Source organism: Pseudomonas sp. p1(2021b), from assembly GCF_020151015.1.
Taxonomy (GTDB): Bacteria; Pseudomonadota; Gammaproteobacteria; order Pseudomonadales; family Pseudomonadaceae; genus Aquipseudomonas; species Aquipseudomonas putida_K.
Window position 1 is genome coordinate 4,624,783 of sequence record NZ_CP083746.1, and the last position, 19,701, is coordinate 4,644,483.

Annotated in this window: 12 protein-coding genes; 1 reads left to right on the plus strand and 11 read right to left on the minus strand. The window is 63.0% G+C overall.

Annotation, left to right across the window (positions count from 1 at the left end):
• Nucleotides 1-2 precede the first annotated feature (2 nt).
• The 9 genes from K8374_RS21520 to putP form a co-directional block, all read right to left on the minus strand.
• Entirely contained in the window at nucleotides 3-1,097 is a 1,095-nt protein-coding gene (locus K8374_RS21520; protein WP_224457121.1) for a glycosyltransferase, read from the minus strand.
• Between the two features lie 47 nt (nucleotides 1,098-1,144).
• Complete coding sequence (locus K8374_RS21525; RefSeq protein WP_224457122.1) at nucleotides 1,145-1,918, minus strand: glycosyltransferase family 2 protein; 774 nt, start codon at nucleotides 1,916-1,918, stop codon at nucleotides 1,145-1,147.
• Nucleotides 1,919-1,982: 64 nt separating this feature from the next.
• Nucleotides 1,983-2,939 carry a glycosyltransferase gene (locus K8374_RS21530; RefSeq protein ID WP_084854099.1) on the minus strand — a complete coding sequence of 319 codons (957 nt, stop codon included), beginning with the start codon at nucleotides 2,937-2,939 and terminating at the stop codon, nucleotides 1,983-1,985.
• Nucleotides 2,940-2,968: 29 nt separating this feature from the next.
• A complete protein-coding gene (locus K8374_RS21535; protein ID WP_224457123.1) occupies nucleotides 2,969-4,384 on the minus strand; it encodes a PIG-L deacetylase family protein in 1,416 nt (471 codons plus the stop codon).
• On the minus strand, nucleotides 4,381-5,277 hold the full coding sequence (locus tag K8374_RS21540) for an antimicrobial resistance protein Mig-14 (RefSeq protein ID WP_224457124.1): 897 nt from the start codon (nucleotides 5,275-5,277) through the stop codon (nucleotides 4,381-4,383). The genes K8374_RS21535 and K8374_RS21540 overlap by 4 nt, the downstream gene beginning before the upstream one ends.
• Nucleotides 5,277-6,407: a glycosyltransferase gene (locus K8374_RS21545; protein ID WP_224457125.1), complete on the minus strand. Its 1,131-nt coding sequence runs from the start codon at nucleotides 6,405-6,407 to the stop codon at nucleotides 5,277-5,279. Before K8374_RS21545 ends, K8374_RS21540 begins: the two co-directional genes overlap by 1 nt.
• Entirely contained in the window at nucleotides 6,391-8,148 is a 1,758-nt protein-coding gene (locus K8374_RS21550; RefSeq protein ID WP_084854092.1) for a carbamoyltransferase, read from the minus strand. The genes K8374_RS21545 and K8374_RS21550 overlap by 17 nt, the downstream gene beginning before the upstream one ends.
• Nucleotides 8,149-8,390: 242 nt before the next feature.
• Nucleotides 8,391-9,227 carry a 23S rRNA (adenine(2030)-N(6))-methyltransferase RlmJ gene (locus tag K8374_RS21555; RefSeq protein WP_224457126.1) on the minus strand — a complete coding sequence of 279 codons (837 nt, stop codon included), beginning with the start codon at nucleotides 9,225-9,227 and terminating at the stop codon, nucleotides 8,391-8,393.
• A gap of 157 nt (nucleotides 9,228-9,384) precedes the next feature.
• Nucleotides 9,385-10,863: a sodium/proline symporter PutP gene (gene putP, locus K8374_RS21560; RefSeq protein WP_224457127.1), complete on the minus strand. Its 1,479-nt coding sequence runs from the start codon at nucleotides 10,861-10,863 to the stop codon at nucleotides 9,385-9,387.
• Nucleotides 10,864-11,218: 355 nt separating this feature from the next.
• On the opposite strand from putP, the gene putA reads away from it, so the two are divergent.
• A complete protein-coding gene (gene putA / locus K8374_RS21565) occupies nucleotides 11,219-15,169 on the plus strand; it encodes a trifunctional transcriptional regulator/proline dehydrogenase/L-glutamate gamma-semialdehyde dehydrogenase (RefSeq protein ID WP_224457128.1) in 3,951 nt (1,316 codons plus the stop codon).
• Nucleotides 15,170-15,266: 97 nt separating this feature from the next.
• Here putA and K8374_RS21570 read toward each other — a convergent pair whose 3' ends face one another.
• On the minus strand, nucleotides 15,267-18,077 hold the full coding sequence (locus K8374_RS21570; protein ID WP_224457129.1) for an RHS repeat domain-containing protein: 2,811 nt from the start codon (nucleotides 18,075-18,077) through the stop codon (nucleotides 15,267-15,269).
• A gap of 786 nt (nucleotides 18,078-18,863) precedes the next feature.
• Nucleotides 18,864-19,460: a hypothetical protein gene (locus K8374_RS21575; protein ID WP_224457130.1), complete on the minus strand. Its 597-nt coding sequence runs from the start codon at nucleotides 19,458-19,460 to the stop codon at nucleotides 18,864-18,866.
• Nucleotides 19,461-19,701: the final 241 nt, after the last annotated feature.

Below are 19,701 nucleotides of genomic sequence, written 5' to 3' on the forward strand. Positions count from 1 at the left end.
GGCTAGCGCCCCAACAGGCTGGCGACCCCGGCCAGGAATGCTTGCCAGCTCTGCTCCGGCGCCAGCGAGCGCCGCTGGGCTGCCGCCGCGGCCTGGGTATCGAGACTGGCGCAGCGTGCGATGGCCTGGCTCCACGCTTCGACGTCAGCGACCGGCAGGTAGCAATCGGCTTCGCCCAGTTGCTCGCGGAACACCGCAAGATCGCTGCAGATCACCGGGATATCCGCCAGCACTGCCTCTTGCAGCACCAACCCAAGCCCCTCTGAGCGTGAAGGCAGCAGCAAGCCATCGAAGGCACGGTACAGCTGGGAAATGTCCGGTCGATAGCCGCACAAGCGCACGCTGCCCTCGAGCCCCAGCGCCTCGATCCGCGCCGCGAGACGATCGCGCAACTCACCATCGCCGAAAATCATCAAGTGCAGGTTGGGTTGCTGCTCGCGCGCTCTGGCGAAGGCCTCGATCAGCATTTCGAAGCCTTTGCTTTCCACCAACCGGCCCACGGCGCACAGCACACGGCCTTCGCCCTGGACAGGCAGGCCAAGTGTCTGCCGGGCGGCGTTGCGTGCAAGCAGTTGGCCGCAGAACACGGCCGGGTCCATGGCAATGCGCAGGGTGCGCACCGGCAGGCCGAGGTCCTGCTCGAGCGAGCGGGCCAGTGTACCGGACACCGCGGCGATGGACAGGCGCTCACGAGGCACACTGCGCAACAGGCTTATGTCACTGCCGCGCAGCCGGGTGGAGCCATGGAACAGGACTGCCGCGCGAACCCCGGGCAACTGGCGCAGCAGCGGCAGCATCAAGCGCGCGACACCCAGGCCATCGAGCAGCAGCACGTCAGGCTGCGCCTGGCGCAAGGCCGCGCGCAGGCGCAGGCGCAACCAGGGCACCATGAGACGCTCCGGCAGGCGGCCCTTGAGGGCCCGTTGCGGCAGGTTCCAGAGGTGGGTTTCACCCAGCCCGCCACACCCCTGCTCACCGAGCAGCAGCCAATTGCTCACGCGCACATCGGCCGGGGCATGCCCCAGCACCTGCCGGTGAACCGTGTGGATGGACGTATATTGCGCACCGCCCGACCACATCACATTGACGATGTTCATCGGGTCACGCCCCTCCGGAAAATGAATGGGCCATCAGGCACGCCGCTTCAACCGACAAGGAAACCGATCCCCGTGCCGACCACCAGCCCCACCAACAGCGTCAGTATCAGTTTCTGGCGGTCCCGCTTGCGTCGCCTGGCCTTACGCTGGACTTCCTCGGGCAAGGTCACGTGGTTGCCGAAGCCCGTGTGCAGCACCGCGTCCCCTTCCAGGGTGACCGCGCCCAGGTCCAGCTCGGCGTACCGGCGCGACAACGCCTTCTCACCAGAATAGGCGGCAAACGGCGCACAACGTTGGTAGTCGCTCAGGCGGCGCAGGCCTGGGTTGAGCGAGAAGGCTTGCCACTCGGCCTTGTCGGATAACAGCGGGTAGCACGGCACGCCTGCGATCACCTGGCGCTCGCCCAAGTGGATATACGGGCTATGGACCGCCAGGTCGTGGGCATGGCTGCGCAGCCAGACCTGCAACAGGTTCGGGCTGACCTCCAGGATTGCACGGGAATCCTCGACGAACCCCTGACGGTAGAAGCGCCAGTCGTCTTCGCAATGGAAGATGTACGGCGTCTTCACCTGGCCGTAGGCCAGATCGATGGACGGCAACTGGCCCAGCTTGGGCCGATTGACGAATACCGTGCAGTGAGGCTTCCAGTGCGCAGGTACTGCATCGTGGACCGCATCGTCCCCGGAGTCTTCGGTGATGAAGACTTCGCGGATCGGCGCGGTGTTGTATCGGTCGAAACTCTCGAGCGTTTCCTTGAGCAGGTCGAAACGCCCGCAACTGGTCACGACCACGGTGATATCACTGTTCTCAGAGAAGCGCACGGGGCTCCCTCCACCTTTGGACTGTCAACGACTCACGCATTCCCTGCGACAGGAGCGCCATTGCTCAGAACCCCAGCCTCAGGCGCAGTCGCTGCCAGGCACTCAGCGGTGGCTGCGGCCGCAGCGGGGGTTCCATGTGTTCGACGATGCTACGGCCAACCTGGGCGAAGCTGAAGCGCGAAACCGCCAGCTCCCGACCGTTGGCAGCGATGCGTGCAGCCAACGCTGGGTCCTGCCGCAGCGTGCGCAGTTTTTCCTGTAGCGTCGGGACGCTGTCGTACAGCACCACGTTGTGCATGTCCTCGAGGCCCAGGGCGCGGTTTTCCGACTCACCCTGGTCGTAGGCCAGCAGCACGCAGCCGCAGGCCATGGCCTCGAAGTTCTTGATCATGTATTCGCCCATGCCCACATCGGCGCTGACGAAGAAACGGATGCGGTTGAGCGTGTTGCAGTAGTCCTCGCCTGACTTGGTGCGAGTGACCACCAGGTTTTCCACTTGGCCGAGCTCATCGAGCAAGGCTTTTCGGCCGCTATAGGCCACGCTGCCGGTGCTGCCGACGAAGGCCAGCTCGATATCACGCTCGCGCCCCTGGTCGGTGAGCAGCTGTTCGTCATAGCCTTTGGGCACGAACACCGCGTCGAAACCTTCCTGGCGCAGGCGTTCGCTGACCATGTAGCCGGAACTGATCACTCGCGCCCACGGCAGGTGGCGGTAATGCGCACTGAACTTGCCGGTGTACTTGCAGGGGATGTAGTTCTGGTAGGCATCGTGCTCGAGGATTACCAGGTTGGGCACGGTGCGAATGAAACCGACCTGGCGGATCTCCTGCTTGAAACGCAGGAAGAATACGATCCGGTCATAGCGGGTGACATCGACTTCCCGCTTGAAGTAGCGGCGCAGGTTGCGCTGGTCCTCGCTGGTCAGCCAGCGCAGGTCGCAGTCGCAATGGGCGGCGACGCCATCGTACAGGCGGTCCAGGATCGCCCGCTGCTCCTTCTGCACCAGAAATAGGACTTTCATTGCTTTCCTTGGGCTCTGTGCGCCATCAATCATTCGTCACGCTCGCACGGGCGATGCCAGAGCAGTTCGTGGCGGCGGACCGCCTTGCGGAAGAATTCGTTTTCGCCATACACCGAAGGCTTGCGCCCGGCCAGCCAGTGCTGCAGCACCCGGCGCAGGCGGCGCTTGAACGGCGCAGGCGGCTGCAGGTCATGCATCATGCCCAGGGCCATGGCCTTGTCGCGCTGGGTGGCCAGGTCCAGTACCCGGCTGTAGGGCACCCAGGCCTGCTCGGCGCTCAGCTGTGGCGGCAGGGCCACGCCATCACCGCTGTCGCCCATGGGCCAACGGTCGTTGTCGTGCAGGTGGTTGGCGTAGTACAGCAGTGTTTCGGGTTGCCAATCGAGCCTTCGCAGGGCTTCGTGTACCGCCGCCTGGGCACAGACGTGATCAGGGTGCGGGTCGAGTTGTGGGTGCGGCATCACCAACACGTGCGGCCGGGCCTGCTCCAGCAACGCACGCAGGTCGGCCAGCAGGTTGTTCCAGGTCGGCGCGCCATCGGCGTCGCCTGGCAGAGTGAAGGCATTGAAGCGGCGGAACGGGCGGGTGTCGGCCAGGTCCGCCTCGCGCGAGCCCACCGGCTGCTGCGGCGCCGCCTGCATCGCGGGCAATTGCAGGCAGAAATAGCCCAGCTGGACGCAATGCGCCTCGGGCACCCCGGCCCAACGCGGCACGGCAATGCTGTCCCAGGCGCGCAGGCGGCCCTTCAGGCGTGCCGCCTCGGCCTTGGGCAGGCCCATCTGCTGGTAATGCTCCGCCTCGATCTCGCCGGCGGTCAGGGTGACCACCCAGGCTTCATCAGCTTGGCTGTAGAGGCCGTAGGCAGCCAGCTCGGCGTCGTCGGCATGGGGGGCGATGACCATGACTCGGCGTTGGTCCAGTTCGACCGACGGGGTTATCCACAGGCGCGGCTCGCCGACCAAGCGGCAATGGCGGCCCCGCAGGCGCAAGGCACCGGCCATCAATGGCGCCGCGAAACCGGTGAGGTTGAGAAAGCGCACGCCATCCACGCCACGCTCGAAGGCCTGGCTGTCCTGCTCCGCCTCGCCATGCAGCTCCACGCGTGGATCGAGCCAGCGCCCCAGCCAGCTGCTTTTCAGCCGCATTTCGAGAATCAGCGTTTCATCCCCGGCCAAGGCCATGTCGACCTGCAACACGCCCTCGCGAAGGCTGGCGGCAACCTGGCGAGCCTGGTCACCGAAACGGTAGGCATAGTCTTCGGCGGGCGAATAGAACAGGTGGTCGGCGAACCAAGCCTCGTGCGCCACCCACAGCAGCGGCAACAGCACCAGCGGCAACCACCACCAGGTGAATACCCCCAGTGCGCCCAACGCGATCAGGCCTGCCAGCAGGCCCACGCGCTTGTTGCGCCGATGGCGCTTGAGCAACTGCTGCTTGCGGCTCACGACTGGAACACCGGCACGGGGTTGCACCAACGGTCCTTGTATTCACGATCGGCACGACCGAAGGAGAACCGCAGCGGCTTGTTGCGCGCCCGGGCATCTTCCCAGGCGGCCTGGGTATTGAGGAAGCTCAACACGCTGCCGGGGCTGAAGGCCTTGGTCTCGGGGTCCACGCCGCCATTGACGTACTCGACGCTGACCCACTCCGGCGCCTCGACCCGGTACACCAGCTGGATGGCGATAGGGGCGCCGTCGAGCAACAGCACCGAGCCGATCAACAACTCGCGCAGGCGCTCCAGCACCTCGGCCATGCGTGCCGCGCCGGTGGCCGGAAAGCCCCAGCGACGCTGGAACAAGTCGCAGTACATGGTTGCGATTTCGGCGGCGGAGAAATCACTGATCGGTCGCACCACACCGCCCGCCTCTTCCAGCAGGCGCAACTCGCGGCGCTGGTTGTAGCGAAACTTCTTGGACAGGTCTTCGTGGGCACGCGCCATGGCCAGTTGCTCGGGCTGTGCCTTGAGCCCCTGGAACCGGCCCTGGTTCAGCTCCGACAGGTAGCGTGCGGCATGGCGCAACGGCGCACGTGCATCACCGGCGGCCGGCAGGATGATCTCGGCATTGCCGAGGTCGAACAGGCCTTTCTTGCCGTGACGCTTGAGCACGTCCTTGGACAGCGCCAGGTGCCGGCCCCAGGTAGGAATGGCCGCCTTAAGTTCGCCATCGACCTCCCAGCCCAGATAACGCACCGGAATCTGCGCCAGGTCGGCCAATTGCTCGATCACCAATGGATGGGTCGCGACGCTGCCGCCGAAACGTTGCCAGGCAGCGGCATAGGTGGCTGCATCGACAGGCGCCCAACCACGTTCGCGAAAGGCCCGGATATGATTGAGCATCACGCCTCCGCTACCAGTGCGCGCACCTGCGGCAACGCCCAGAAGGCATCGCGCACGGCCTGGTCGGAGAAGCGCTGGTGCAGCCGTTGCAGCATATGTTCGGCGCATGCCTGGCGCTGCGACGCATCGAGCCCCGCCATGTGCTTGAGGCCCTGGGCCAACTGGCCGGCGTCACCCAACGGGAACAACACGCCCACGCCTTCGACCACTTCCTGGGCACCACCACAGGCCGTGGCCAGCAAGGGCACGCCCGCGACCATGGCCTCCAGCAGGACCATGCCGAACGGCTCGTGGTCCGAACTCAGGGCGAATACGTCGAAGGCCTGGAAATACCGACGGGCATCGGGCACCTGGCCGAGGAAATCGACCTGCCCGGCAATGCCCAGCGCCATGGCCTGGGCCTTGAGCGCCGCTTCCAGACGGCCCTTGCCCAGGATCGCCAGGCGAGCACCGGCGGGCAGGCCCGGCAGTGCCTCGGCGAAACCACGCAGCAAGGTGGCCTGGTCCTTGTCCGGGTGCAGGCGCCCGACGTTGCCGACGATCCACGCCTGCGGGTCGAGCCCCAGGGCCCGGCGCGCTTCTTCGCGGGGCACCAGGCTGGCCTGCAGCGCCTGTACGTCGATGCGGTTGTACAGGGTCTGGATACGCTCGTCCGGCCACTGCGCCAGGCAGCGGCGCATGTCGTCGCGCACCGCGTCCGAGACGCCCAGCAGGCTCAGGCGCTTGCGAAAGAGGTTGGCGAACAGCCGCCGGCCCTTACGCTGGTAGTCGCCGAACGCATGGTGCACGCCGATCACCGGCAGGCCGGTGCCCAGCAGCGCCACGTAGATCGGCTTGAAGCGGTGGGCGATGCAGAAGCTGAAATCGCGCGTGGCCGTGATCTTGCGCAGGGCCGCGATGGCCCCGAGCTTCAGGCCGCGCACGGCCTTGGAGCTGAACTCCAGGAACAGCACCTCGTCCGAAGCGCAGCCAGCCGCGACCTGGGGGTCGGCCTCGCCGGTCAGGAAGACCGTGGTGACCTGGTAGCCGCGGCCCTGGAACAGGCTGGCGTATTGACGGGCGCAATCGAGGAACGGCCCGTCATAGCCATGGCAGAACTGCAGGACGCGCCGTTCAGAGCGGTTGGTCATAAGGCGCTGCGCCATCCTTGACCACCAGGATGTCTTCCATGATCAGGTACTGCAGGTCCGAGCCGAAGAACATGTTCAGCGCATCGGTCGGCGAGCAGATCATGGGTTCGCCACGACGGTTGAGCGAGGTGTTCAGCGACACGCCGTTGCCGGTCAGGTCTTCGAGGGCCTTCATCATGTCGTAGTAGCGCGGGTTGTATTCGCGCTTGAGCACCTGGGCGCGGGAAGTGCCGTCCTCGTGGACCACTTCAGGCACGCGGGTTTTCCATTCCTCGGCCACCTCGAAGGTGAAGGTCATGAACGGCGCCGGGTGGTCGACCTTGATCATCTGTGGAGCGACGGTGTCGAGCATCGACGGGCAGAAGGGTCTCCAGCGCTCACGGAACTTGATCTGCTCGTTGATCCGGTCGGCCACGCCCGGCACGCTCGGGCAACCGATAATGGAGCGGCCGCCCAAGGCACGCGGGCCGAACTCCATGCGGCCCTGGAACCAGGCCACCGGGTTGCCATCGACCATGATCCTGGCGATGCGCTGGGGCATGTCGTCGAGCTTGCGCCACTTGGGCGCGTTCGGGTGGCGGGCACAGGCGGCGATCACATCTTCGTTGGAGTACGCAGGGCCGAGATAGACATGCTCCATCTTCTCGACCGGCACGCCACGGGCGTGGGACACATAAGCCGCGGCACCGACCGCGGTACCGGCGTCGCCAGAGGCCGGCTGCACGAACAGCTCCTTGACGTCCGGGCGGGCGATGATCTTCTGGTTGAGCTTGACGTTCAGCGCACAGCCGCCGGCGAAGGCCAGTTTGCCGGTCTGCTTGAGGATGTCGCCCAGGTAGTGGTCGATCATCTGCAGGGCGAGCTTCTCGAACAGCGCCTGCATGCTGGCTGCGTAATGGATGTACGGCTCGTCGGCGATGTCGCCTTCGCGCTTGGGCCCCAGCCACTCGATCAGCTTGGGCGAGAAGTAGAAGCCCTTGCCCTTCTCTTTATAGCGACGCAGGCCGATGACGTTGGCGTACTCGGTGTTGATCACCAGCTCGCCGTTCTCGAAGCTGGCCAGGCGGGAGAAGTCGTACTTGCTGGCATCGCCATACGGGGCCATGCCCATGACCTTGAACTCGCCGTCGAGCATTTCGAAGCCGAGGAACTCGGTGATCGCGCCATACAGGCCGCCCAGGGAGTCCGGGTCGTAGAACTCCTTGATCTTGTGGATCTTGCCGTTCTCGCCGTAGCCGAAGAAGGTGGTGGCGTACTCACCCTTGCCGTCGATGCCGAGGATCGCGGTCTTTTCCTTGAAGCCCGAGCAGTGGTAGGCACTGGAGGCGTGGGCCAGGTGGTGTTCGACCGGTTCGATCTTGATCTTCTTCGGGTCGAAGCCCAGCTGTTCCAGGCACCAGACGATCTTCTTGCGGTAGCGCTTGTAGCGACGGTTGCCCATCAGGATCGCATCGAGGGCGCGGTCCGGGGCGTACCAGTAGCGCTTGGCGTAGTGCCAGCGGGCCTTGCCGAACAGGCTGATGGGGGCGAAGGGAATGGCCACCACATCGACGTCGGACGGCTTGATACCGGCCTGCTCCAGGCAGAACTTCGCCGACTCGTAAGGCATGCGGTTCTTCGCATGCTTGTCACGCACGAAGCGCTCTTCTTCGGCGGCGGCAACCAATTTGCCGTCGATGTACAGGGCCGCGGAAGGGTCATGGCTAAGGGCGCCGGACAGGCCAAGAATCGTCAATGCCAAGGGTCTAGCCTCTTCATTCGGTAGAGATGCGCCGACGGCCTCATAGGCGGACGGCGGCTAAAGGGCGGGATTATAACGCAAACATCGCGAACTGCGCGGTCGTTGTAGGAGCGGCCTTGCGCCGCGAAAAGGGCGCGCAACGGCCTCTGGCTCTCAGCTTTGGCCGTCGAGTTTTTTCCGGGGCTGCTTCGCAGCCCTTTCGTGGCGCGAGGCCGCCCCTACAAGGGAAACGTGGGGCTGGTTTATTCGGCGATCAGCCAGTCCATGCGGAAGCTACCGGCGGTCTGCGCCAGCTCCTTGGCCAGCCAGGGCAGCAGCGTCTTGAGTTCCTCCTCCAGGCCCCACGGCGGGTTGGCGATGGCCAGGCCCGAGCCGTTCAGCCCCTGCGGGCTGTCCTGGTGATGCACGTACAGCTCGACCCGCAGCAGCTTGGGCGCACCGGTGCTGGTCAGGTCCTGGTAGAAGCGCGTCAGGGAACGCTGGTCTTTGATCGGGTACCAGATCGCCGCGACGGTCTGGCGCATGCGGCCGATCGCCTCCTTCATCGCCACGGTGCAGCGCTTGAGCTCATCGGCCTGCTCGAAGGGCGGGTCGATCAACATCACGGCGCGCTTTTCCTGCACCGGCAGCAAGGCCCGGGGGACATGCCAACCCTCGCCCAGGTGCACGATCACCCGCGGGTCCTTCTTCATGTTGTCCTTGAGCAGCGGACCATCCTCGGGGTGTTTCTCGTTGAGCAACGCACGATCCTGCTGGCGCATCAGGCGCCGCGCCAGCTCCGGGGACCCTGGGTAGTAGCGCAGCTCGCCATCGGGGTTCATGCGCTTGATGATGCGCAGGTAATCGGCGGTGACGGCTGGCAGGTCATCGCGGTTCCACAGGCGGGCGACGCCTTCGAGGTATTCACCGGTACGGGTCGCCTGGTCACCCTGCAGGTCATACAGGCCAAGGCCGGCATGGGTGTCGATATAGGCGAAGGGCTGTTCCTTGCGCGACATCAAGGCGATGAGACGGGTCAGCACGATGTGCTTGAGGACGTCGGCGTGGTTGCCGGCGTGGAAGGCGTGACGATAGTTCATGGCGACTCCTGCGGGGGTGACAAGTTTACCTTGTCATGCAGGTGGCGTCAGGCCTGGATGCCAGAGTTGGCCTCATCGCCGGCGAGCCGGCCCCACAGAAACCCTGGAACCTTCAGGCCAGTGCTTGCTGTGGGGGCCGACGCCTATTCGACAGGTATTACTTGTCAGCGTGATACGCCGCGTCAGCCTTCTCGAAGCGCGAGACCATGCTGGTCGACGGACGGCCCAGCTTGCTCACCACGACGATGGCGATGCTGGCGAACAGGAAGCCCGGGATGATCTCGTACAGGCCCAGGCCAACGTAGTTCTTCCACAGGATCACGGTCAGCGCACCGACCACGATACCGGCCAGGGCGCCGTTGCGGGTCATGCCCTTCCACAGTACCGAGATCAGCACCACCGGACCGAAGGCGGCACCGAAGCCGGCCCAGGCGTAGGCCACCAGGCCCAGCACGCGGTTTTCCGGGTTGGCGGCCATGGCGATGGCGATCAGGGCCACGGCCAGGACCATCAGACGACCGACCCAGACCAGCTCAAGCTGGGAAGCGCCCTTGCGCAGGAAGGCCTTATAGAAGTCTTCGGTCAAGGCGCTGGAACACACCAGCAGCTGGCAGCTCAAGGTGCTCATCACCGCAGCCAGGATGGCCGACAGCAGCACCCCGGCGATCCAGGGGTTGAACAGGATCTTGGCCAGCTCGATGAACACACGCTCGTGGTTCTCGGTGACAGGGCCCGCTACCTCGGGGTGCGCCGAGAAATAGGCAATGCCGAAGAAGCCTACGGCACAGGTACCGGCCAGGCACAGGATCATCCAGGTCATGGAGATACGGCGGGCCTTGGCGATGGATTTCACCGAATCGGCGGCCATGAAGCGCGCCAGGATGTGCGGCTGGCCGAAGTAGCCCAGGCCCCAACCCATCAGCGAGATGATGCCGATGAAGGTCGCGCCCTTGAACATGTCGAAGTTCGTCGGATCTTGCAGCTCGATGGCCTGGAACGTCGCATCGAAGCCGCCAGTGGAGATCAGCACGATGACCGGTGTGAGGATCAGCGCGAAGATCATCAGCGAGGCCTGCACGGTGTCGGTCCAGCTCACGGCCAGGAAGCCACCGATGAAGGTATAGGCGATGGTCGCTGCGGCACCGGCCCACAGGGCGGTCTCGTACGACATGCCGAACGTGCTTTCGAACAGGCGGGCGCCGGCGACGATGCCGGAGGCGCAATAGATGGTGAAGAACACCAGGATGACGATGGCCGAGATGATTCGCAGCAGGCCCGACTGGTCTTCGAAACGGCTGGAGAAGTAGTCCGGCAGGGTCAGCGCGTCACCGTTGTGCTCGGTCTGCACACGCAGGCGGCCAGCGACGAACAGCCAGTTGAGGTAGGCGCCGACGGTCAGGCCGATGGCGATCCAGGCCTCGGACAGGCCCGCGAAATAGATGGCCCCAGGCAGGCCCATCAACAACCAGCCGCTCATGTCGGAAGCACCGGCGGAAAGCGCGGTCACCACGCTGCCGAGGCTACGGCCGCCGAGAATATAGTCGGAGAGGTTCTTGGTGGAGCGATAGGCGGCGAAGCCGATCAGCACCATTACTGCGATATAGATCACGAAAGTGATCGTCAATGGATTGCCCATGGTTGTGCCCTGGCATTTGTTTTTATGTTTAGCGACCGCCCGCGAGGCGGTTGCACCTAGGCGACGAATCCTATGCAACAACGCGAATCAGGTGCAACCATTTTTCGATGGCAAGTTGCACCCACTCGGGCATTTTCAGAAAAATCCTGCTTTTTGTATCTTTTTGGAGCATAGACAATGGTTTTCAGAAGAAAACGCACCAAGAACGTGCCTTTTCGCCGCGTAAGAAAAACCTCCAGACGAGTTGCACCTTTTCAACATAAAAATCGGGTTGCACCCGGTTGCACCTGATTTGTCCTACAGCTAATCTTGCGTCCAGCTTAGGCCACACCCGTGGCAATAACGAGGATAAAAAATGGCGACGACCACCCTTGGGGTCAAACTCGACGACCCGACCCGTGAGCGACTCAAAGCAGCTGCGCAGTCCATCGACCGCACGCCGCACTGGTTGATCAAGCAAGCGATCTTCAATTACCTGGAGAAGCTCGAGGGTGGCGCCACCCTGAACGAACTGAGCGGCCACGGCAGCAGCGCTGGCGATGACGCCGGCGAAGTCCAACCCGACCACAGCCACCAGTGCTTCCTGGAGTTCGCCGAGAGCATCCTGCCGCAATCGGTGCTGCGCTCGGCCATCACCGCCGCCTACCGCCGCCCCGAGCCGGAAGTGGTACCGATGCTGCTCGAGCAGGCTCGCCTGTCGGTCGAGCAGGCAGACGCCACCAACAAGCTGGCCGCCGGTATCGCCGAGAAACTGCGCAACCAGAAGAGCACCGGTGGTCGTGCCGGTATCGTCCAAGGCCTGCTGCAGGAATTCTCCCTGTCGTCCCAGGAAGGCGTGGCCCTGATGTGCCTGGCCGAGGCCCTGCTGCGCATCCCCGACAAGGGTACCCGCGATGCGCTGATCCGCGACAAGATCAGCACCGGCAACTGGCAGCCGCACCTGGGCAACAGCCCGTCGCTGTTCGTCAACGCCGCCACCTGGGGCCTGCTGTTGACCGGCAAGCTGGTCTCCACCCACAACGAATCCGGCCTGACCTCCTCGCTCACCCGCATCATCGGCAAGAGCGGCGAGCCGATGATCCGCAAGGGTGTCGACATGGCCATGCGCCTGATGGGCGAACAGTTCGTCACCGGTGAGACCATCGCCGAAGCCCTGGCCAACGCCAGCCGCTTCGAGTCCAAGGGCTTCCGCTACTCCTACGACATGCTCGGCGAGGCCGCCCTGACCGAACATGACGCGCAGAAGTACCTGGCGTCCTATGAGCAGGCGATCCACTCGATCGGCAAGGCTTCCCACGGCCGTGGCATCTATGAAGGCCCAGGCATCTCCATCAAGCTGTCGGCCCTGCACCCGCGCTACAGCCGCGCCCAGTACGAGCGCGTGATGGAAGAGCTGTATCCGCGTCTGCTGTCGCTGACCCTGCTGGCCAAGCAATACGACATCGGCCTGAACATCGACGCCGAGGAAGCCGACCGCCTGGAACTGTCCCTGGACCTGCTGGAGCGCCTGTGCTTCGAGCCGTCGCTGGCCGGCTGGAACGGCATCGGCTTCGTCATCCAGGCCTACCAGAAGCGTTGCCCGTACGTGATCGACTATGTCATCGACCTGGCCAAGCGCAGCCGCCACCGCCTGATGATCCGCCTGGTGAAAGGCGCGTACTGGGACAGCGAGATCAAGCGCGCCCAGGTCGAAGGCCTGGAAGGCTACCCGGTCTATACCCGCAAGGTGTACACCGACGTGTCCTACATCGCCTGCGCACGCAAGCTGTTGTCGGTACCCGAAGCCATCTACCCGCAGTTCGCCACCCACAACGCCCACACCCTGTCGGCCATCTACCACATCGCCGGCCAGAACTACTACCCGGGCCAGTACGAGTTCCAGTGCCTGCACGGCATGGGCGAGCCGCTGTACGAGCAGGTGGTGGGCAAGGTTTCCGAAGGCAAGCTGAACCGCCCGTGCCGCGTCTATGCACCGGTCGGCACCCATGAAACCCTGCTGGCCTACCTGGTGCGTCGCCTGCTGGAAAACGGCGCCAACACCTCGTTCGTCAACCGCATCGCCGACCACTCGATCTCCATCCAGGAACTGGTCGCCGACCCGGTCGCCAGCATCGAGCGCATGGCTACCCAGGAAGGCCAGATCGGCCTGCCGCACCCGCGCATCCCGCTGCCACGCGACCTCTATGGCAACGAGCGGGCCAACTCGGCCGGTATCGACATGGCCAACGAGCATCGCCTGGCGTCGCTGTCCTGCGCTCTGCTGGCCACCGCCCACAACGACTGGAAGGCTGCCCCGCTGCTGGCCTGCGCCGCCAGCGACCAACCTGCCGCACCCGTGCTCAACCCGTCGGACCACCGCGATGTGGTGGGCCACGTGCAGGAAGCGACGGTCGCCGATGTCGACAATGCCATCCAGTGCGCCCTCAACGCCGCACCGATCTGGCAGGCCACACCGCCGGCCGAGCGCGCCGCGATCCTCGAGCGCACCGCCGACCTGATGGAAGCCGAGATCCAGCCGCTGATGGGTCTGCTGGTACGCGAAGCCGGCAAGACCTTCGCCAACGCTATCGCCGAAGTGCGCGAGGCCGTGGACTTCCTGCGCTACTACGCCGTCCAGGCTCGCAACGACTTCAGCAACGACGCCCACCGCCCGCTGGGCCCGGTGGTATGCATCAGCCCGTGGAACTTCCCGCTGGCGATCTTCACCGGCCAGGTTGCCGCCGCCCTGGCCGCCGGCAACCCGGTATTGGCCAAGCCGGCCGAACAGACCCCGCTGGTCGCTGCCCAGGCCGTGCGCCTGCTACTCGAAGCCGGCATCCCCGAAGGCGTGCTGCAACTGCTGCCGGGTCGCGGCGAGACCGTCGGTGCCGGCCTGGTCGGCGATGAACGCGTCAAGGGCGTGATGTTCACCGGCTCCACCGAAGTGGCGCGCCTGCTGCAGCGCAATATCGCCGGCCGCCTGGATGCCCAGGGCCGCCCGATCCCGCTGATCGCCGAAACCGGCGGCCAGAACGCCATGATCGTCGACTCCTCGGCGCTGACCGAGCAGGTGGTGATCGACGTGGTGTCCTCGGCTTTCGACAGCGCCGGCCAACGTTGCTCGGCCCTGCGCGTGCTGTGTCTGCAGGAAGACTCCGCCGACCGCGTGGTCGAGATGCTCAAGGGCGCCATGGCCGAAAGCCGCCTGGGCAACCCAGAGCGCCTGTCCGTGGACATCGGCCCGGTGATCGACGCCGAAGCCAAGGCCGGTATCGAGAAGCACATCCAGGGCATGCGCGAGAAAGGCCGCGCGGTGTATCAGGTGGCCATCGCCAATGCCGAGGAATGCAAGCGCGGCACCTTCGTCATGCCGACCCTGATCGAGCTGGAGAGCTTCGACGAGCTCAAGCGCGAGATCTTCGGCCCGGTGCTGCACGTGGTGCGCTACAACCGCAAGGACCTCGACCAGCTGATCGAGCAGATCAATGCCTCCGGCTACGGCCTGACCCTGGGCGTGCATACCCGTATCGACGAGACCATCGCCAAGGTGGTGGACAACGTCAACGCCGGCAACATGTACGTCAACCGCAACATCGTCGGTGCCGTGGTCGGCGTGCAGCCGTTCGGTGGTGAAGGCCTGTCCGGCACCGGCCCGAAAGCCGGTGGCCCGCTGTACCTCTACCGCCTGCTGTCGACCCGCCCAGCCGACGCCATCGCCCGCCACTTCCAGTGCGCCGACGGTGAAAGCAAGGTCGACAGTGCTCTGCGCGACCAGTTGATCAAGCCGCTGCACGCCCTCAAGACCTGGGCTGGCAGCAACCAGCCCGAGCTGGCCACGCTGTGCGAGCAGTTCGCCGAGCAGTCCCAGAGCGGCATCACCCGCGTACTGCCAGGCCCGACCGGCGAGCGCAACACCTACACCGTACTGCCGCGTGAGCACGTGCTGTGCCTGGCCGACAACGAAGCCGACCTGCTGGCCCAGTTCGCCGCGGTGCTGGCCGTGGGCAGCTCGGCAGTATGGGCCGAAGGCGAGCCGGCCAAGAGCCTGCGCGCCCGACTGCCCAAGGAGCTGCAGGCCAAGGTCAAGCTGGTGGCCGACTGGCAGAAGGATGAAGTCGCCTTCGACGCGGTCATTCACCACGGCGACTCCGATCAGCTGCGCAGCGTCTGCGAGCAAGTGGCCAAGCGCGCCGGTGCCATCGTCGGTGTGCATGGGCTGTCCAGTGGCGATCACCAGATCGCCCTGGAGCGCCTGGTGATCGAGCGGGCGGTGAGCGTGAATACCGCTGCGGCGGGTGGTAACGCCAGCCTGATGACCATTGGCTGACGCTGGGGTTGTCGAAAAAAGGAGAGCTTCGGCTCTCCTTTTTTGCTTTCAGAGATATAACGATACCTGCAGCAGTGATATCAATTAACCTTGCCTATTATGTATTACGAGGATTCCCTCTATTGGCTTTAACCGCCTTCGAATAGCTTATACTGACTTCCACTCGATTTTCATTAATACCCTCGTATGACAAGGTTGGTATGCCGCCATTCTGCACCACATCAAAATACGCAGTCCGCTCGATACCAATAGCAAGCCCCTCCGTCTTCACAATTTCCGATCCGATCTGCACTTGCTCAAGTTCTATCTCTGCTTTCACCATCCATTGATCCTTCCCCTGAGTTATTGTAAATCTGGCTCCTTTGGCGTCCTGTGTGCCCAGCCTGCGCTCTGGCTGGAAGAATAGATCTTCCTTTGGACGCCCAAAAGCCAACATTACTTCATCCGCAAGCCCGTTTAGAGCACCTTGATGCACAATTTCCGACAACGCAGGCAGATAAGCACCCAACACCCGCTCATAGTTATCTTTTGTTATCTCGATATCCCTGAAGTTATCGGAAAGAGTGTCTATGGGACTACGAAAAATATATTCGGCACGAGGAAGATCCTTGAGAAACTGCTCGGAAACCGTCTTACCCTCCTGCAGGCGCTCATACTCATTTTTCGGGCGATAGGCGGGCACCCCCCCAACGAAACTAACCGTGATATTTTCACTTTCCGCTTCGCTGTTTTTATTACCCTTGATCACGACATTTTGGTCTATCTCTGGGAAATTAAGATGTTGATCCAGCGCGCTATATTCATCGCCGACCTCATCCGCAAACGTCGGCCGCCCCGTTCGCCCATCTTCATCCTTTAGCCTCACGGGATTGTTCCGCACCATTGCATAAAGATTCAGCCCATCCACCGTCCCCGCCGGGTCCGCACTCAACCAACGCCCCACCCACGGCTGGTAATAGCGATAACCGTAGTAATACAGCCCTGTCGCATCCCGTTCCTTACCCGAATACCTGATCGTTTTGTAACGCCCTTCGATCTCGTTTCGTGCCACCCAGACCGCCGTACCGCCGAACGGGTAATACTCCTCCTGGCTGATCACATTGCCCGCCCCATCGAGCTCCAATGCACTGCTGCCAATCAGGCTGTCGTAGCTGTAGCGCAGTTGATCGTTCGCAATGTCCAGCGGCTTACCGGTCTCCCAGTGCAGCATTCGAACCTGCGCGCGACCGGCTTCGCCCACCGTCATGACCTGCAGGCTTTCTGCAACCTTCTCGCCAAAGGAGGTACGCCGAAGCTCCAGCCCCGGAAGATAGGTCACCCGCTGAGTCAGCATGCCTCCAGCCGTGCGCTGGAGGCTGCTCTTGAGCACACGCTGACTGGCACTGTCGTACCGGTAGCTTTCGCGGTCGTCCAAGCCGCCTTCACGCGTCACCGGCGCGACGTATCGCACCTCGGCACGCGACGTCCAGGCCAGCTGCTGGCCTGGTAACAACACGTTCTGCTGGCCTGCTGCGCCGAACAACGCCTCGACCTGCCGTGGGTCTGTCGCAAGGCTGCTCAACACCGCACGGTTGCTGCGGTCACTAACGGTGATCTCAGTGGTATAGCTGTTGTTGGTGGCTGGGGCGCTATGACGGATCTGGATCAGATTGCCTGCGCGGTCATAGCGATAGGTGCGGGTGTATTGGGTGTAGGTGGCGCTGTCGAAGGGAGTGAGGTGCGGGAGGTTACGACCTTGCCCGGAATTCGCCATTTCGCGGCCAGTGGCACTGGCCAGTTGGTAATGGCTGTCGTAGGTATAAATGCTTTCCGGCACCATCTTCTGGTTGCGCCAGAACCGGGTAGCCTCGGCGTCGTTGCGCACACTGAGCACATTGCCCACAGGGTCGTAGGTATAGCGCAGGTCTTGAAGCACACTCGCGCCGCTCGAGTAGCGTGGCGGGCGCGTCGTCTTGATGCCAGCCAAGCGTTGCGTCATGGCCTCGTAGGTGTAGGTGGTAACCACGCCGTTGCCGTGCTCTTCGCGCAGTTTCTGCCCTGCCGCCGAGTAGGTCAGGGACTTGACGATTACCTGCTCTGCCGCCCCTTTGCGGGTCAGCCAACTGCCAACGAGCCGGCCAGCTACATCGTAAGCCAAGCGCTGCGCATTACCTGCGGCATCGATGATACCCAGCGCGGTGCCGGTAGCATCTGTGGTCGCTAACGTCGTGTGGGCCTGGGTCATCGGCTCCAGATTGCTATCCCAGGCAACAGCGTCATCGCCTCGCCAATCGATGGCTGTGTCAGGATCGTCGCCATTATTCAAAAGGCGCCGAGTGGTCGACAATGCAGCCCCCGTCAGGGCAATGCTGCCGCGCTGAACCACGCCAGCCGTGTCGTAGTGGTGGATGCACATTCCAGCCAAGTTCAGGCGTTGCTCTTCTACACTGCGGCCACCGTAGACAAAGCGTTCGGTGATGCAGCAAGCACCGCCAGCCGTTTGCTCGGTCACGTACAGCGGGCGCCCTGGGAGGGCAGCATCCTCATACTGGAAAGTTTGCGTCACGGCCTGGCTGCAATCCGCCTGGCCATCTTCATGCGTTTGTATATGGCTTATTTTCAGGCACAACCGGCCGGCAGCATCATTCAGGGAAACGGTGGTACCGGCATCGACACTTTGGGTATGCACGGCGTTCCCCAGCAAGTCGGTGATATGAATAAAGTTTGCCTGGCCCGCCTCGCCCAGCCGCGGATCCGCACTTCGACGTAAAGCACCACGGGCGTCATAGTGATGACGGGTAATACGCGAATCTGTCCGCTCCACGTCAGAGGGGTGGCGATAAAAGGCGATTTCGCGAACGGTCAGGCCACGGTCAAATACCGTCACCGTCGGGGTATTGCAATGAACTGCAGGTTCAATAACAGTCATGGAGAAAGCTGCCCTACTAAAATGACCGGGCCCCGTGGGACAGTGCTTGTGCCGCTCATACGTGATAAATAGCAAACTCAGACTACGCGCACGGCACCCAAGAAACGAAACAATTGTTCGAACCCAGCGCGGGGATATTTAAATTACAATAGCCATCCCATTTGCTCGTAAACAACCCCTAAAAGTGGCGAGCCGTACATTCCGATAGTTCTGACTGCCCCTTCTCTCCGTAGGCTGAACATCCCATCTACGCCTAGGAGACGACCGGCCAGCCAAGTCATAAACGGGTCCGTTTAAATAGCTTTAGGAAAAATTGATAGATCGACACTTGTTGTGGCGGCACCGGAACGATCCGTACGCAAATGTCCTGTCCGGCGCCTGACCGGGCTCAAGCGCTGGAGGCGGCGTGAAGTGTTGAAGCTCTGGTCGCTCTGGTTCTTCGGGACACGAAAGGTCGCGCGCGCTGTGCCTGTGGGCAGAGAACAAGTGGCTAGCGCCGCCTTCTTCTGTAGGAATGGCGGTGCGGCGGTCCTACAGGCCTTGTCAAATCAATGAGTTATGCGTTGTTCTATGAGAGCTGGCGGAGCCTGCGATGGGCCGCAAAGCGGCTCCACCGTTTGAAGGCTTGGGGCTGCTTTGCAGCCCATCGCAGGCTGTCGCCAGCTCCCACCGAGATTGCACCGCTCTCATGACTTGCGAAATCCCTGCGCGGCGGTCCGATTTACCCGGGCCAGTACAGACATCGATCAGCATCGAGCTAGCGACACGATCGGACTCACCGCAAAATCAAATCGAGCGGCCACAGCATGCCGCCAATACGAACAGGGCCATGAGAATCCATACCAGGTTGGCAACCGTCAGCGTCGCATTGCCACGCCCCAATGAATCGCCCTGTGAAACGTTGATCACCTGCTGAACCTTGACCATGGCCACCAAGGGAAGGCTCAGGCAAAGCAGAACCGACACCGCCACGGCGAACACGTATCGCACGGTCGCGGGCGTCACACCGGCCTCTTGCACCTGCATCCCGAGAAAAACCCAGGCGCAGAACAAGGCAACGTGAGGCAGCCATAGCATCAAGGTAATCCCCAATGGCGACCAGTCTACCGATCGTCCCGCGTCGCGCTCATACCGCGCTACCCGCGTAAGCAACGGGTACAGCAGCAGCCCACCGAACAGGCAAAGCAACAGCGGGACCAGCCGGACACCCTGTTCCTTTCGGTACAACAACCATTGCCGGTAGTACCAGTACGTCGTGTAGCTGCCCATGGAGAGCATTATCATCAGGATGAGCTTGGGAATGGCGACTACCTGAAAACGCGGAAGCGGCTCAGCCGGAGTCGAGGCCGAGAGGGATTCCATAGAAACACTTGTGTTGGGCATGACAACGACCTTCGTTCAAGAAAGCCGTCATCAAAAACGATGCGTGAAAGTCGTGCAGCAAGACCGTTCCCAAACCTGCATCGGACCGTTCGCAAAAAAATTGACGGAATGTAACTTCACCGTATCGCTCCCTTACAGCTGTTTCGACTCCCTGAGCTCATCGAGGCTGCCGGTTCGCCTGGGTGCGTAGCCGGCTGCGCGTTAATTCCTGACCGACAAGTACCGGGCTGCCATAATGTCC

Bases quoted from the DNA above. Each gene is read 5' to 3' on its own strand.
- K8374_RS21545 (WP_224457125.1), bottom strand. From the start codon at position 6,407: ATGACCAACCGCTCTGAACGGCGCGTCCTGCAGTTCTGCCATGGCTAT.
- K8374_RS21540 (WP_224457124.1), bottom strand. From the start codon at position 5,277: ATGCTCAATCATATCCGGGCCTTTCGCGAACGTGGTTGGGCGCCTGTC.
- putA (WP_224457128.1), top strand. From the start codon at position 11,219: ATGGCGACGACCACCCTTGGGGTCAAACTCGACGACCCGACCCGTGAG.
- K8374_RS21520 (WP_224457121.1), bottom strand. From the start codon at position 1,097: ATGAACATCGTCAATGTGATGTGGTCGGGCGGTGCGCAATATACGTCC.
- K8374_RS21570 (WP_224457129.1), bottom strand. From the start codon at position 18,077: ATGACTGTTATTGAACCTGCAGTTCATTGCAATACCCCGACGGTGACG.
- K8374_RS21555 (WP_224457126.1), bottom strand. From the start codon at position 9,227: ATGAACTATCGTCACGCCTTCCACGCCGGCAACCACGCCGACGTCCTC.
- K8374_RS21575 (WP_224457130.1), bottom strand. From the start codon at position 19,460: ATGCCCAACACAAGTGTTTCTATGGAATCCCTCTCGGCCTCGACTCCG.
- K8374_RS21530 (WP_084854099.1), bottom strand. From the start codon at position 2,939: ATGAAAGTCCTATTTCTGGTGCAGAAGGAGCAGCGGGCGATCCTGGAC.
- putP (WP_224457127.1), bottom strand. From the start codon at position 10,863: ATGGGCAATCCATTGACGATCACTTTCGTGATCTATATCGCAGTAATG.